Source organism: Aquibium pacificum, from assembly GCF_040839445.1.
Taxonomy (GTDB): Bacteria; Pseudomonadota; Alphaproteobacteria; order Rhizobiales; family Rhizobiaceae; genus Aquibium; species Aquibium pacificus.
Genome location: NZ_JBDPGJ010000001.1, coordinates 1,171,410 through 1,185,038, shown reverse-complemented (window position 1 = coordinate 1,185,038; position 13,629 = coordinate 1,171,410). Strand labels below are relative to the sequence as shown.

The window sequence follows — 13,629 nt, the reverse complement described above, 5'->3', positions numbered from 1 at the left end:
CTTCCTTGCCTCGCTCGGTCTCGACCGCGGCACTCCAGACAGTCGTGGCCCAAGTCTTAACGGATGGAGGCGGTGGATGAAACGCCGCCCCGTTTCGGTTCTGCCCCTCTAGAAGGAAAAAAAGCCCGGCGCGACCGGGCTTTTCCGAAGAATGCGTCCGCGCCCTACTGTGCCGGTGCCGCCTCGGTCGCACCCGGCTGGCCGGGCGTCGCCGCCGACTGGGGCGCCTTGACCTGCAGCTCCTGGGCGACTGCGGCGGCGAGGTCGCGGGCCAGGCCGCGCTGCCAGATCTCGGCCGCCTTGTCGAGATCGCGGATGACGGCGGGACCTTTCTCGATCAGTGCCTTGCCCGCCTCGGAACTGTAGAACTCCGCGATCGCCTTGAGCTGCGCCTCGTCGAAGTTGCGCGCGTAGGCGAGCGCAGCCTCGCGCTCGAGGTCGCCGCGGCGGCTGGCCAGTTCGAGCGCCTTCTGGTCGACGGTCGCGATGATCACGTCCTGAAGGTTGGGATCCTTTCGGATGAGTTCTTCCTTCAAGGCCCTTGCGGCAAACGGTAGGATCAAATCGTACTGCTGCGTCGCCTCCAGCGCGTCGAGCGCGCCGCGGGCGGCCTTCAGGTGGCTGTCCGAAACGTCCTGAGCGAATGCGGGTGCGGCGCCGGCAAGAAACGCCGCCGCTGCGACCGCTGTCGCGAGGCGTCGTGCGGATTGCGTGAGGATCATGGGTAAGAAACTCCCTGTCTATCGGGTAACTCTGATGGTCTTGACGCCGGACTTCCCGGCGATGATCGCGACATCCGCGAAATCGAGAAACATGCCGTGCTCGACGACGCCGGGGATGGCGTGGAGAGCGTCGGAAAGCGCTCTTGGATCGTGAATGAGGCCAAATGATGCATCGAGAACGTAGTGCCCGCCGTCGGTGAGGAAAGGCGATTCGTCGGCCATCCGTAGCGCTATGCGGCCGGTGAGCCCCAGCTTCCCCGACGCCTCGACGACCGCCCTCTGGGTGGCAGCCAGGCCGAACCGGTTCACCTCGATGGGCAGCGGGAACCGTCCGAGGCCGTCGACCAGCTTCGTCTCGTCGGCAATGACGATCATGGAATCCGAAGCCGCCGCCACGATCTTCTCGCGCAGGAGCGCTCCCCCGCCGCCCTTGATTAGGCGAAGCTGCGGGTCGATCTCGTCGGCTCCGTCGACCGTCAGGGCCAGATGCGGATAGTCGTCAAGCGTCGTCAGAGGTATTCCGAGTTCGCGACACATGATCGCGGTACGCTCCGATGTCGCAACACCGGTCACCGGCATCCCGTCGGCAACCGCGGCGGCGAGCAGTCGGATGAACTCCTCTGCCGTGGAGCCCGTGCCTATGCCGATCACCATGCCCGGCCCGACATGGGCGAGCGCGGCACGCGCGGCTTCCATTTTCAATAGTCGAGCATCCATTGGCGAGAATGCAGCCTCCCCCAGTGCAAGAATTGGTTTCCCCCGCGCGTGCTCCTATCATTTCTGGCCATGGCGGCAAAGGCTTTCTGGTCCGGACCGGGCGGCCGCACCTTGCCGGGCACCTCCACCCGGCGTATCCGCTGCCTGGAATCTTCTTGGCGAGGACATGCATGGACGAAAAGTCGCCGACGATCGTGTTCGACCTCGACGGCACGCTCGTCGACACGGCCGACGACCTGATCGCGAGCCTGAATCATGCCCTCGCCGCTCAGGGGATGCGCCGGGTCGATCCGTCCTGGCTCAGGCCATATGCCGGCCATGGCGGACGCGCGATGATCGAGCGCGTCTACGCCGCCGAGCGGCTCGCGCTTTCACCAGGTCTCCTGGATGCGCTGGTGAAGGGTTTCCTCGACCACTATTCCGGCAGCATTCCGGGCGTTTCGCGCCCGTTCCCGGGCGCCGTGGAGTCACTCGAACGGCTGGCGGACGCCGGATTCCGCCTGGCAGTCTGCACCAACAAGCCCCAGGACTATTCCGACCGGCTGCTCGCGGCCCTCGGTCTGACGCGACATTTCGCGGCGATCTGCGGCGCTGACGCCTTTACCTTCCGCAAGCCCGATCCCCGCCACCTCGTGGAAACAATCCTGCGGGCGGACGGCGATCCCGACCGCTCGGTGATGGTGGGAGATTCCCGCACCGACGTGGATACCGCCCGGGCCGCCGGAATCCCGGTCATCGCAGTCGCGTTCGGCTACAGCGACGTTCGCGTCCACGACCTTGGCCCATCGGTCGTCATCGCGGATTTCGGCGAACTTACGCCCGACCTCGCGCGGCGGCTCATTTCGGCGGCAACGGGCTGAGAATGCGACCATGACGGTTCGCCCATGGGACCGTCTTGCATTCCGGACGCAGCGGGGTTATTTTTGCGGCGTTGATATTTTCGGCCGATCGATCTGGCTGTCCGCGATCTTCGCGTTTGCTCGTATCTATCTCCAAAATCTCGATACCACCGGCCGCGCATTCATGCCGGCCAAGCGAAGTTGCAAACGCAAGGAACATCCAAATGGCAACTGGCACTGTGAAATGGTTCAACGCGACCAAGGGTTTCGGTTTCATCCAGCCTGACAATGGCGGCCAGGACGTTTTCGTCCACATCTCCGCCGTCGAGCGCGCAGGCATGTCGAACCTCGTTGAAGGTCAGAAGATCAACTTCGAGGTCGAGCAGGACCGCCGCACCGGCAAGTCGGCCGCGGGAAGCCTCAGCAAGGCGGCTTGAGTTCGAACGCGCGTCCGGCCTTCGGGCTGGGATCGCAGCGTAACTCGAAGATGGACCGGTAGCGCGACCAGTGCGCCGGGCCGTCACGAAATCGAAGGCGGGGTCGGTCCCCGCCTTTTTCATGTCCGCTCCCCGTGTTTTCTCCGCCCTCCGGTTGTTCGGTGGATGACAAGCGGCTCGCAAAGCTCCTATCCTTCTGGAATTGTACGGAGAGGAGTGAACGATGGAGAAGGTATCGGTCGGGTTCGTCGGCGTGGGACTCATGGGCCACGGAATGGCGAAGAACATCCTGGAAAAGGGTTTTCCGCTCACGATCCTGGCGCACCGCCGGCGCGAGGCGGCCGAAGACCTCAGGGCGCGCGGCGCGCAGGAAGCCGCGTCCGCCCGCGAACTCGCGGAAAAATGCGACATCGTCGTACTGTGCGTGACCGGCAGCGCCCAGGTCGAGGCGATCGTCAACGGCCCGGCCGGACTCGTCAGCGCCGGCAGGCCGATCCTGGTCTGCGACTGCTCGACCTCCGACCCCTCCTCCACCATCCGCCTCGCTGCCGAATTCGCCGGCAAGGGCATGGCGCTGGTCGACGCGCCGCTTTCGCGCACGCCCAAGGAAGCACAGGCCGGAACGCTGGACGTCATGGCCGGTGGCGAGATGGAGCATTTCGAGCGGGTCCGTCCCGTGCTCGAAACCTTCGCGCAGAAGATCGTCCATACCGGCCCGGCGGGCAGCGGGCACACGATGAAGCTCCTCAACAACTTCATTTCCCTGGGCTACGCCGCAATCTATTCGGAGGCTCTCGCGCTGGGCGCGAAGGCTGGCCTCACGCCGCAGGTCTTTGACAGCGTCATCAGCGGCGGCCGGATGGATTGCGGCTTCTACCAGACCTTCTTCAAGTACGTGCTGGAGCGCGACCGCGACGCGCACAAATTCACCCTCGGCAACGCGCTCAAGGACCTGAGCTATCTCTCCGCCTTCGCGAACGCCACAGGCTCGTCCAATCCGATGGGCGCCGCCGCGCGGAACTCCTTCGCGCTCGCGGTCGGCACCGGGCACGCAGAGGATTACGTTCCCATGCTTTCGGACGTTATCGCCGGCTTGAACGGGATCTCGCTGGCGGGTTCCGGGAGCTGAGCTCGCAGCGTTCGTCCGTCAGCGGCTGTTCGCTGCGACCCGCTGAACGTTTTCGTCGAGCAGAACGCCGATGCCAAGTGGCGTGTCGTCGAAGATGGTGCCGGCGAGCGCCGGACGCGCGAGATAGTAGCCTTGAAGGAAGTCCGCGCCGGCGGCGAGCGCGGCTGCAAGGTCCGCCGAGGTCTCGATACCCTCGACGAGCACCTGGCATCCCAGTCCCCGGAATCCGGCGAAGAGATCCGGCAGCAGGGCGGACGATTCCGGATTCCGGGCGGCGGCTCGGAACCAGCCGGCGTCGATCTTGACGGTGTCCGGCTCGATCAGGCGGACCCGATCCAGCGTCGATTCGCCCGCGCCGAAATCGTCGACGGCGAGTCTCACCCCGATGCGCTTCAGGTCTTCTGCGAATGCGCCTACACGCTCGCGGCTGGCGCCCGCGCCTTCCGTGATCTCGCAGACCGCCAGCGACGGATCGGGAAGCGTCTCGCGCACCAGCCACTCGATGTGCCCGGGATCGGGCAGCGGCACGCCCGGGTCGACGTTGAAGAAAAACTCCAGGCCGGGAATGCCGATGTTGGCATAGTTCCGGAAGTGCAGCATGCGGCAGACCTGCTCCAGCGCTTCCCGGCGCGCCGGCTCCACGCGTGCGAAGAGTTGCTGGGCTGGAACGGCCCGGCCCCGCGTGAAGGCGATTGCCAGGGCCTCGCACGCGAAGGGCACCAGCGAATCCCCATCCACGCGAAAGAGGAGCTGATAGCTGCTCTTGAGCAAGAATTCGCGGTGACGCCCGAAGACGATCCCGACCTCGTCGACATGGACTGCAAGTTCGCTGCTCAAGCGAGGCCCCGCCGGTTGGCGACCGTCCGCCGCCATGGGTCTTGCAGGCGGGCCGCGGCCGGCCGGACGACCGTAGGTCGGTCGGCACGCTCCATCAGGTGGCTGATCCGCGGGTCCGGCGCCCAAAGGCGCGTGCCTGCGGGCGGAAGCCGCCGTCTCCTATTCCTATCCGCGGTTCCTTTCGCTCGACGGCGTGACCGTTCCCCGCGTCCGCGGACGGCTTTCCGTCGCGCGAGAAGACGGAGAAGCTGGTCGGTGCGAGTTCGGGGCGGGCGAGAACGTAGCCCTGCACCATCGAAGCGCCGGATCTCTCGGCGAGCTCGAGCTGCCAGGTTTCCTCGATGCCTTCGAAGACGGTGGTGATTCCGCGCCCGGCGAACGTATCAACCATCGCCTTCAGGAGCGCGAAGCCCGGACCGGACTCCATCAGGTGGGTGATCCAGTGGGCATCGAACTTGACGATGTCGGGACGCAGTTCCTCGATGCGCGCGATATCGGAGTCATCAGCGCCGTAGTCGTCCACCGCGATCCGGAAACCGCTTGCCCGCAGCGACGCCACGAACTGACGCAAGGTTTCGGTAGATGCCGATTTCTGCTCGGTCACCTCGCAGACGATGCGCTCTGGGTGGAGGCCCGCCTCATGCAGCACGAGACGCATCTCGCGGATCGCGACATCGACGACCTCGCGGTCGGTGAACAATGACGGATCGAAGTTGACGAAGATCGTGGCCGCCGGATCGAGGCAAGCGCCCGCGTTGAGAAGATGCAGCGTCCGCGTCAGCGTCTCGACGTGGAACCGGTCCACCGCGGGGACCGAGCGGAAGAACAGTCCGGGCGAGACCGGCTGGCCTTCCCGGAATGGCCGGATCAGTCCCTCGAAGGCCGCGATTGCGACCTTGCCGCCCTGAAAGGCGAAGATGGGCTGGAATGCGCTTTTGAGAACATAGACGCCCCACACGCCGGCCACGGTGCCGTCGTCCTGCCGTACGATATGGGCCAGTCCTGAACTGCGCGACAAGGCCGCTCTCCGGTACCAGGAAGCTCTTCCCTTAGCGCATAAGCTTTTTCGTCCGGTTAATGTATGAGATTTTTCGCACTTCCGGCCGCAAATTCTCTTCCTCGTCTTGCGATGCCACCGCCGTTGGGACAATAGGAACCCGCCGCAGTGGCAGCACATTCGCCAGCATCAGGAGATCCGAGCCATGGCATTCCTTGCCGATGCCCTTTCCCGCGTAAAGCCGTCCGCAACGATCGCGGTCGCGCAGAAGGCCCGGGAACTGAAAGCGCAGGGCCGCGACGTCATCAGCCTCGGCGCCGGCGAACCGGATTTCGATACGCCCGACAACGTGAAGAACGCCGCGATCGACGCGATACGCCGCGGCGAGACAAAGTATCCGCCGGTCTCCGGCATCGTTCCCCTGCGCGAGGCGATCGCCGCGAAGTTCAAGCGCGAGAACAATCTTGACTATTCTCCCTCGCAGACGATCGTCGGCACCGGCGGAAAGCAGATCCTCTTCAATGCCTTCATGGCCACGCTGAACCCGGGCGACGAGGTGGTCATCCCTGCGCCCTACTGGGTGAGCTATCCCGAAATGGTCCTGCTGTGCGGCGGAACGCCCGTCTTTGCCGACACCACCATCGACAACGGCTTCAAGCTGACCGCCGAAGTGTTGGAAAAGGCGATCACGCCGAAGACCAAGTGGCTGGTGATGAACTCGCCGTCCAACCCTTCGGGCGCCGCCTACACCAGGGAGGAGCTTCGCGCGCTCGCTGGCGTTCTCCTGAAGCATCCCCACGTGTGGACGCTCACCGACGACATGTACGAACACCTGACCTATGGCGACTTCACCTTCCACACCATCGCCGAGGTGGAGCCCGCCCTGCTTGACCGCACGCTGACCATGAACGGCGTCTCCAAGGCCTACGCCATGACCGGATGGCGCATCGGCTACGCAGCCGGTCCGGCGCAACTGATGAAGGCGATGGACACCATCCAGAGCCAGCAGACCTCGGGCGCCTGCACCATCGCGCAGTGGGCCGCGGTGGAAGCACTGAACGGACCGCAGGATTTCGTCACCAGGAACAAGGCGATCTTCCAGGGCCGGCGCGATCTCGTCGTGTCGATGCTGAACCAGGCCGCCGGCATCAAGTGCCCGGTGCCGGAAGGCGCCTTCTACGTCTACCCGTCCTGTGCCGGCGTGATCGGCCGAAAGGGTCCGTCGGGCAAGGTCATCACCGACGACCAGGATTTCGTCACCGAACTCCTGGAAGCCGAGGGCGTGGCCGTCGTCCACGGTTCGGCGTTTGGCCTCGGCCCCAACTTCCGCATCTCATACGCCACGTCGGAGGAACTGCTGGAGGAATCCTGCATCCGCATCCAGCGCTTCACGGCATCCCTGATGTAAAGCGGTTCGTCCTCTCAATTCGCTCATTTCGGTTTGACCCTTCCTTAACGGGCATGGGGCCATACCACCTGAAGTGGCGATTGCGAGGCACGAACGATGCTGGCGGGCGAATTCGCTGACGGAGCGTCGATCTCGCTGATCGACCTCCAGAGTGATCTCATTGAAAAGATCGCGTTCCGCGAACCATTAGCGATGATCGCGGAAGCGCTCTGCCGACATGCGGAGAGCCTCGCGCCGGAGGCGATCTGCTCCATCCTGAGGGTCACCGAGGACGGCCGACTCTCGACGCTGGCCGGTCCTTCCCTGCCCGCTCACTACACGATTGCGATAGAGGGTCTCCGGATCGGACCCTACGTGGGGTCCTGCGGAACGGCGGCCTATTTCGGAATGGCCGTCGAAGCCATCGACATCGCGACCGATCGGCGCTGGGAGGACTTCAAGGCACTGGCCTTGCCGATGGGCCTTCGCGCCTGCTGGTCGAGCCCCATCAAGGCACGCGACGGCCGCATCATCGGCACCTTCGCCTTCTACTTCCGTACGCCGCGAGGCCCGAGCGATCTCGAGCACGAAGTCGTCAGGCGCTGTTCCCAGCTCTGCGCCATCGCGATCGAGCATGACGAGATTGCTCGCCGCATGCACGAGATGGCCTATGCCGACCTCCTGTCGGGGCTTCCGAACCGCGCGAGTTTCCTGCGCCGCGTCGGACACCTGTCGAAGTCCGATACCCGGCCGTTCGCGCTTCTCCTGATCGACCTCGACCATCTGAAGGAGGTCAACGACACGCTGGGCCACGCCGGCGGCGACGCCTTGATCCGCACGGTGGCGGAGCGTCTTCGCCAGGCGGGTCCGGCGGTCGAACCGCATCGACTGGGCGGCGACGAGTTCGCCGTGCTGCTGCCGGGCTGCGGAACGGAGGCCGAGATGTCCGAGGCCGCGCGGGGCCTGATCGAGTTGCTGCGGCATCCCTTCGCGTTCGACGGACAGTCGATTTCCCCCTTCGTCACGATCGGGGGAGCGCTTTTCGAAGGGGCGGGCCACGACGCCGAGACCCTCTGCCAGAACGCCGACTTCGCCCTCTATCACGGCAAGGCCGAAAACCGCGGCAGCTTCGTACAATTCCAGCCGGCAATGCGGACCGGGGCAACTCAACGCATCCAGTCGATCCGCGACCTCGACGAGGCTCTCTCGGACGGACGCGTCTTCTCCGCCTATCAGCCCATCGTGCGCATCGACACCGGCGAGATCATCGGTCTCGAAGCCTTGGCGAGGATGCGGCGACAGGACGGCCGAATTCTCGCCGCGGGCGAGTTCCAGGACGCAATGACCGACGCGCGCATTGCGTCGAGGCTGACGGATCACATGCTCCGGGAAGTCGCCGCGGACGTGCGCCGCTGGCTGGACATGGGCATCCCCTTTCAGCACGTCGGTGTGAACGTCACCGGAACGGACTTCCGCGCCGGTTGTCTGGACGAGCGCATCGAAGAGGCATTCGCCGCGGCGGACGTCCCCTTGCGGCACGTCATCCTGGAGGTGAACGAGAACGTCTACATGGGCGGCAGCGACAACAGAGTGGCACGGGCGGCCGAGAGGCTCCGCTCGAAGGGCATGCGCATCGCGCTGGACGATTTCGGAACCGGCCACGCCTCGCTCACCCACCTTCTCGACTTTCCCGTCGACATCATCAAGATCGACAAGTCCTTCGTCGATCGCATCGTCGCGGATAGGCCGAGCCTCGCGATCGTGCAGGCGCTCGTCGAGGTAGCCCGCAAGCTCGACATGCGCATCGTCGCCGAAGGGATCGAGACGGCCGAGCAGGCCGACCGGTTGCTCTCGCTCGGCTGCGTGCTCGGACAGGGCTACCGCTATTCGCGCCCCGTCCACGCCTCCGTGACGACGGACTTGCTGCTGCGGTTTGCGCAGCGCTCCCATCCCGTCCTGACGCGTCCGGACTTGCCGCTGCGCGCCCGCGGCTGACGCCGGCTTCCGATCCGGCGGCTGTCGCCGTCGGGGACACCCCCTCGCGTCACTCCCGTGCTACAACCCGTGTGTAGAAAAAACTTGTCTCACGGCATGGCAAGAAGGGATAGGAACATGAAAACACTCCTCGTCGCGGCGCTCATCGTCGGCGCCATGGGTACGAGCACGATGGCACAGGAAAACAGGATCGACCGGGTGCGTCCGGACGCACCCGAACTCGCCGCGCCGGGCTCGCACGCCATTGGCGTGCGCACGATCGAACTCGTAAACAAGGATCAGGTCGACATCCTCAACGTCGAGGCCGGCAAGCCACATCCGCACTACGACCGCCCGCTGACGATCGAGGTCTGGTATCCGGCCGAGGGCGACGCCGTCGGCGGCACCTATGAAGGCGTCTTCCTGCGCGACGGCGTCACGCAGGTTTCGCTGCAGGGACGCGCGGTACGCGATGCGGCGCCGAAGAAGGCCGAGACAGGCGCCTGGCCGCTGGTCGTCATTTCGCACGGCTATCCGGGAAACCGATTCCTCCTCAGCCACCTGGCGGAAAACCTTGCCACGAAGGGTTATGTGGTTGCCTCCATCGACCACACCGATTCCACCTACAACGACCAGGCGAAGTTCGGCTCCACGCTGGTCAACCGGTCCCTCGACCAGATCTTCGTCCTGAACGAGATGGATCGTCTGTCGAAGGATGCCGCAAGCTTCCTGAATGGGATCGCCGACGCCTCGAATGCCGGGCTCGTCGGCTATTCCATGGGCGGATACGGCGCGGTGATCACCGCGGGCGGCGGGGTGACCGAGGCGAGCACCAAGTACGAATGGGGCGCGCCCGACGGCACGTTGGCGATCCATCAGGCCGGATCGGCGACGCATGAGGCGCTTCCGGACCCGCGCTACAAGGCGGCGATCGTCTTTGCGCCCTGGGGCATGGAGCGCGGCTTCTGGGACGCCGAGGGCCTCAAGGGCATCGAGATCCCGATGTTCTTCGTCGCCGGAAGCGTCGACGACGTGTCGGGCTACGAAAAAGGCATCAAGGCTATCTACGAGCAGGCCGTCAGTTCAGACCGCTATCTCCTGACCTTCGAGAACGCCAACCACAACGCAGCGGCACCGATGCCAGCGCCCGCCGAATCGTGGAAAGTCTCGGAAAAACTCGGTTGGGCGCCGTTCGATCACTACGCCGACCCGGTCTGGGACACGGTGCGCATGAACAACATCGCCCAGCACTTCGCCACCGCCTTCCTGGGCAGGGAACTCAAGGGCGACGAGAGCATGGACGCCTATCTCGAGCTCGTCGAGAATGCAGAGGACGGCGTCTGGGCTGTCAACGAGGACAAGTCCTTCAAGCCCGAGCACACCTACTGGAAGGGGTTCAGCGACCGCACCGCGAAGGGGCTGAGCCTCATGCACGCCATGCCGGCGGCTGACTGAGAGGGCAGTCGCTCGCTCCTCCTCGATCGGAGCCTGCAACATCGATCCGCCCGCGAGTTCGCGGGCGGACGTCGCCGGGACCCGGACTACCTCATGCCGCCCATCGGTGCGTCCGGCCAAGGCCGCTGGTCTTCGATGCCCGGGCCGACCCGTGGTCCGGGACGAGGTTGGTCCCCGATGATGGGTGGTCCCGGATCCGGCATTTCCGGAACCGGCATGTCCGGCACGGGCTCCACGGGTTCGACCCGCGGCCAGGGACCCGGGCGCACGATCGGATACCGCGGGGGACGCGGACCGGGTCCTGGCGGCGGTCCATCATACCGCGGCCGCCGGTGCCATTTCCTATAGCGCGGATAGATGATCGGTCGCCCGATGTAGATTCCGATCCCAACATAGCGGTAGACGTCGTAGATCGGGACGTAGCGGTATCTTGCCCCGGTATAGAGCAGGTAGCGCCCGTAAGCCCAGCCTTGCACACCCCGCCAGTCGACGTCGCACCACGGACTGCTCTCCAGACAGGCGTTGACCTCGACGTAGTCGCCGCGGGGGATCACGGCGATGGACGGATATCCCGTCGAAGGTCCCGTTCGCAGGTTGACCGCCCGGTCGGTCACCGCGGGGGTCGCTCCCGCCTGTCCTGCCGTCAGCAACCCGGCCGAAAGAGCGCATGCGGCGAACAGGACCTTAAGGCGGGGCCATAGCCTTGTGGTCAGGGATGTCAGAAGCACGTTCATGACGGGGCTCGTTCCAAATACTGTTGCGCCCATTGACGGACGGATGATGAGATGAACGTTAGGCAACATTGTGCCGTGACGTACTTGATCGGGATCAATCCGCGCAGCGGGCCAATGAAAATGACCTCCGCCCGTCGGGCCCTCTGTCATTGTTGGACCGCGGCGACGGAGGACGCCGTATCCCCGAATCACCCTTGTCACGATGTGAAACCCGTGTGACGATGTCTGGAGCCGGGCCATCGAGACCCGGCGCGCGACGGCCGGGAGGCCGGCCGCCGCTCACGAAGAAACGTGAGGAGGAGGTCGTCCAAATGGGAAATCGCGCCGGAGGCAGACGCACGGGACCGAAATGCATCGCCATTGTCGGTCCCTTCGCTAGCGGCAAGACAACGCTTCTCGAGGCCCTTCTGGCCCGAACCGGCGCCATCCAGCGCCAGAACCCCGTATCCTCCGGCAGTACGGTCGGCGATAGCTCCGCCGAGGCTCGCGCGCACCAGATGAGCGTCGAGGCCTGTGTCGCGACCACGGAGTTCATGGGCGAGAGCCTGACCTTCATCGACTGCCCGGGTTCCATCGAATTCGCCTACGAGGCCGAACCCGTACTGGCGGCCTGCGATCTGGCCGTGGTGGTCGCCGAGCCTGACGAGAAGAAGATCCCCGCCCTGCAACTCATCATGCGCACGCTGGACGAACTCGGCATTCCGCGCGTGCTGTTCCTCAACAAGGTCGACAAGTCGACGGAAGGCGTGCGCGACACGCTGAAGATGCTGCAGCCGGCGAGCGTCACGCCGTTGCTCCTTCGCCAGATCCCGCTGCGCAAGGACGGGGTGATCGTCGGTTCGATCGATCTCGCCCTGGAGCGCGCCTACATCTATCGCGAGCACGCCGAGAGCGAGATAGCGCCCATTCCCGACGACGAGAAGGCGCGCGAGATCGAGGCTCGCTTCTCCATGCTCGAGCGGCTCGCTGACCACGACGACGTGCTCATGGAGCAACTCCTCGACGAGATCGAGCCGCCGCGCGACGAGATCTTCGACGATCTGGCGGCGGATCTGCGCGACGGTGCGGTCATCCCGGTCCTGATCGGCTCCGCGGAGCGCGGCAACGGGATCCTGCGCCTCCTGAAGACAATCCGGCATGATGCGCCGGACGCCGCCGCCACGCGCGGGCGCCTTGGGTTGGAGCCAGGCGGCTCTACAATCCTGCAGGTCATGAAGACGATCCATACGCCGCATGGCGGCAAGCTGTCGGTTGCGCGCGTGCTCGCCGGCGAGATCGCCGACGGCACCGAGATCGTCACCTCCGACGGCCGCAGCGCCCGCATCTCGGGCCTTTACCGGCTGTTGGGACGCGATCAGACGAAGCTCCCGAAGGCCGGCGAAGGCGAGACCGTCGCGCTCGGCAAGCTGGACGACATCAGGACCGGCGACACGCTCGCGGCGGGAAAGTCGCCGCCGGCGGCCCTGGCTCCACGGTCGGCACCGGAGCCGGTCTATGCGATCGCGCTGCGCCCGCTGGAGCGGAAGGACGAGGTCAAGCTTTCCGCCTCGCTGCAGAAGCTGGCCGAGGAAGATCCCTCGCTGATCATTGAACACCAGGACACGGGCGAGACGGTCATCTCCGGCCATGGCGAGATGCATCTTCGCGTCACGACCGAGCGGCTCGACAGCAAGTACCAGATCACGGTCCAGTCGTCCCGGCCGGGCGTCCCCTATTGCGAGACGATCCGCAAGGGCACCAGCCAGCGCGGCCGTCACAAGAAGCAGTCGGGAGGGCACGGCCAGTTCGGCGACGTCGTCCTCGACATAAAGCCGCTGCCGCGCGGTTCGGGCTTCGAGTTCACCGACACGATCACCGGCGGCGTCGTGCCGAAGCAGTACATCCCCTCCGTGGAAAGCGGCGTGCGCGATTTCCTGAAATCCGGCACCTTCGGGTTTCCGGTGGTCGACATCGCGGTCAATCTTTCGGACGGCTCCTACCACACGGTGGATTCCTCCGACATGGCCTTTCAGATGGCGGCGAAGCTCGCCATGCGCGAGGCGATGCCGGCCTGCTCGCCGGTGATCCTGGAGCCGGTGATGAAGATCGAGGTCTTCACCCCCTCGGATTCCACCGCCAAGGTCACCGCGATCCTGCCGCAGCGGCGCGGCCAGATCCTAGGCTTCGACGCGCGCCCCGGCTGGGACGGCTGGGACGTCGTCGAGGCCCTGATGCCGCAGTCGGAGATCGGCGACCTGATCGTGGAACTGCGTTCCGCCACCGCCGGCGTCGCCACCTACCGGGCGACGTTCGACCATATGGCCGAACTCGCGGGCCGCCAGGCCGACGAGGTGATGAACGCCCGCAACAAGGCCGCGTGACGGGCCTTTTCGCGGATTGCCTGGTGCCGTGATCAAGGCTA

At 65.3% G+C, this 13,629-nt stretch carries 12 protein-coding genes; 7 read left to right on the top strand and 5 right to left on the bottom strand.

The genetic code is table 11. The features are described 5' to 3' along the window. Positions 1 to 164 precede the first annotated feature (164 nt). Positions 165 to 722: a DUF2059 domain-containing protein gene (locus ABGN05_RS05700; RefSeq protein ID WP_367953000.1), complete on the bottom strand. Its 558-nt coding sequence runs from the start codon at positions 720 to 722 to the stop codon at positions 165 to 167. Positions 723 to 740: 18 nt separating this feature from the next. Next, positions 741 to 1,439 carry a ribose-5-phosphate isomerase RpiA gene (rpiA, locus tag ABGN05_RS05695; RefSeq protein WP_367952999.1) on the bottom strand — a complete coding sequence of 233 codons (699 nt, stop codon included), beginning with the start codon at positions 1,437 to 1,439 and terminating at the stop codon, positions 741 to 743. A 170-nt stretch (positions 1,440 to 1,609) separates the two neighbouring features. Between rpiA and ABGN05_RS05690 the strand changes: the two genes are divergently transcribed. The 3 genes from ABGN05_RS05690 to ABGN05_RS05680 all read left to right on the top strand — a co-directional run bounded on the left by ABGN05_RS05690 (position 1,610) and on the right by ABGN05_RS05680 (position 3,844). After that, the gene (locus ABGN05_RS05690; protein ID WP_367952998.1) at positions 1,610 to 2,299 is read left to right on the top strand and encodes an HAD-IA family hydrolase; all 690 of its coding nucleotides are present in this window, start codon (positions 1,610 to 1,612) and stop codon (positions 2,297 to 2,299) included. Positions 2,300 to 2,502: 203 nt separating this feature from the next. Continuing rightward, positions 2,503 to 2,715, top strand: a complete 213-nt coding sequence (locus ABGN05_RS05685) for a cold-shock protein (protein ID WP_072605374.1) — start codon at positions 2,503 to 2,505, stop codon at positions 2,713 to 2,715. A 223-nt stretch (positions 2,716 to 2,938) separates the two neighbouring features. Continuing rightward, entirely contained in the window at positions 2,939 to 3,844 is a 906-nt protein-coding gene (locus tag ABGN05_RS05680; RefSeq protein ID WP_367952997.1) for an NAD(P)-dependent oxidoreductase, read from the top strand. Positions 3,845 to 3,862: 18 nt separating this feature from the next. Here the strand turns inward: ABGN05_RS05680 and ABGN05_RS05675 are convergent, their stop codons facing one another. Together ABGN05_RS05675 and ABGN05_RS05670 are read right to left on the bottom strand one after the other, a co-directional pair. Further along, a complete protein-coding gene (locus ABGN05_RS05675) occupies positions 3,863 to 4,681 on the bottom strand; it encodes an EAL domain-containing protein (RefSeq protein ID WP_367952996.1) in 819 nt (272 codons plus the stop codon). Positions 4,682 to 4,775: 94 nt separating this feature from the next. Beyond that, a complete protein-coding gene (locus tag ABGN05_RS05670; protein ID WP_367952995.1) occupies positions 4,776 to 5,699 on the bottom strand; it encodes an EAL domain-containing protein in 924 nt (307 codons plus the stop codon). Positions 5,700 to 5,883: 184 nt separating this feature from the next. Here ABGN05_RS05670 and ABGN05_RS05665 point away from each other — a divergent pair, with 184 nt between their 5' ends. The 3 genes from ABGN05_RS05665 to ABGN05_RS05655 all read left to right on the top strand — a co-directional run bounded on the left by ABGN05_RS05665 (position 5,884) and on the right by ABGN05_RS05655 (position 10,494). Continuing rightward, positions 5,884 to 7,086, top strand: a complete 1,203-nt coding sequence (locus tag ABGN05_RS05665; protein WP_367952994.1) for a pyridoxal phosphate-dependent aminotransferase — start codon at positions 5,884 to 5,886, stop codon at positions 7,084 to 7,086. Between the two features lie 96 nt (positions 7,087 to 7,182). After that, positions 7,183 to 9,060 (top strand): putative bifunctional diguanylate cyclase/phosphodiesterase, encoded by a 1,878-nt coding sequence (locus tag ABGN05_RS05660; protein WP_367952993.1) that lies wholly within the window; start codon positions 7,183 to 7,185, stop codon positions 9,058 to 9,060. Positions 9,061 to 9,177: 117 nt separating this feature from the next. Next, entirely contained in the window at positions 9,178 to 10,494 is a 1,317-nt protein-coding gene (locus tag ABGN05_RS05655) for an alpha/beta hydrolase family protein (RefSeq protein WP_367952992.1), read from the top strand. A gap of 86 nt (positions 10,495 to 10,580) precedes the next feature. Here the strand turns inward: ABGN05_RS05655 and ABGN05_RS05650 are convergent, their stop codons facing one another. Beyond that, the gene (locus ABGN05_RS05650) at positions 10,581 to 11,228 is read right to left on the bottom strand and encodes an SH3 domain-containing protein (RefSeq protein ID WP_367952991.1); all 648 of its coding nucleotides are present in this window, start codon (positions 11,226 to 11,228) and stop codon (positions 10,581 to 10,583) included. Positions 11,229 to 11,539: 311 nt separating this feature from the next. Here ABGN05_RS05650 and ABGN05_RS05645 point away from each other — a divergent pair, with 311 nt between their 5' ends. Beyond that, positions 11,540 to 13,588 (top strand): elongation factor G, encoded by a 2,049-nt coding sequence (locus ABGN05_RS05645; protein ID WP_367952990.1) that lies wholly within the window; start codon positions 11,540 to 11,542, stop codon positions 13,586 to 13,588. Positions 13,589 to 13,629: the final 41 nt, after the last annotated feature.

Bases quoted from the DNA above. Each gene is read 5' to 3' on its own strand.
- ABGN05_RS05650 (WP_367952991.1), bottom strand. From the start codon at position 11,228: ATGAACGTGCTTCTGACATCCCTGACCACAAGGCTATGGCCCCGCCTT.
- ABGN05_RS05685 (WP_072605374.1), top strand. From the start codon at position 2,503: ATGGCAACTGGCACTGTGAAATGGTTCAACGCGACCAAGGGTTTCGGT.
- ABGN05_RS05655 (WP_367952992.1), top strand. From the start codon at position 9,178: ATGAAAACACTCCTCGTCGCGGCGCTCATCGTCGGCGCCATGGGTACG.
- ABGN05_RS05680 (WP_367952997.1), top strand. From the start codon at position 2,939: ATGGAGAAGGTATCGGTCGGGTTCGTCGGCGTGGGACTCATGGGCCAC.
- ABGN05_RS05660 (WP_367952993.1), top strand. From the start codon at position 7,183: ATGCTGGCGGGCGAATTCGCTGACGGAGCGTCGATCTCGCTGATCGAC.
- rpiA (WP_367952999.1), bottom strand. From the start codon at position 1,439: ATGGATGCTCGACTATTGAAAATGGAAGCCGCGCGTGCCGCGCTCGCC.
- ABGN05_RS05665 (WP_367952994.1), top strand. From the start codon at position 5,884: ATGGCATTCCTTGCCGATGCCCTTTCCCGCGTAAAGCCGTCCGCAACG.
- ABGN05_RS05645 (WP_367952990.1), top strand. From the start codon at position 11,540: ATGGGAAATCGCGCCGGAGGCAGACGCACGGGACCGAAATGCATCGCC.
- ABGN05_RS05700 (WP_367953000.1), bottom strand. From the start codon at position 722: ATGATCCTCACGCAATCCGCACGACGCCTCGCGACAGCGGTCGCAGCG.
- ABGN05_RS05690 (WP_367952998.1), top strand. From the start codon at position 1,610: ATGGACGAAAAGTCGCCGACGATCGTGTTCGACCTCGACGGCACGCTC.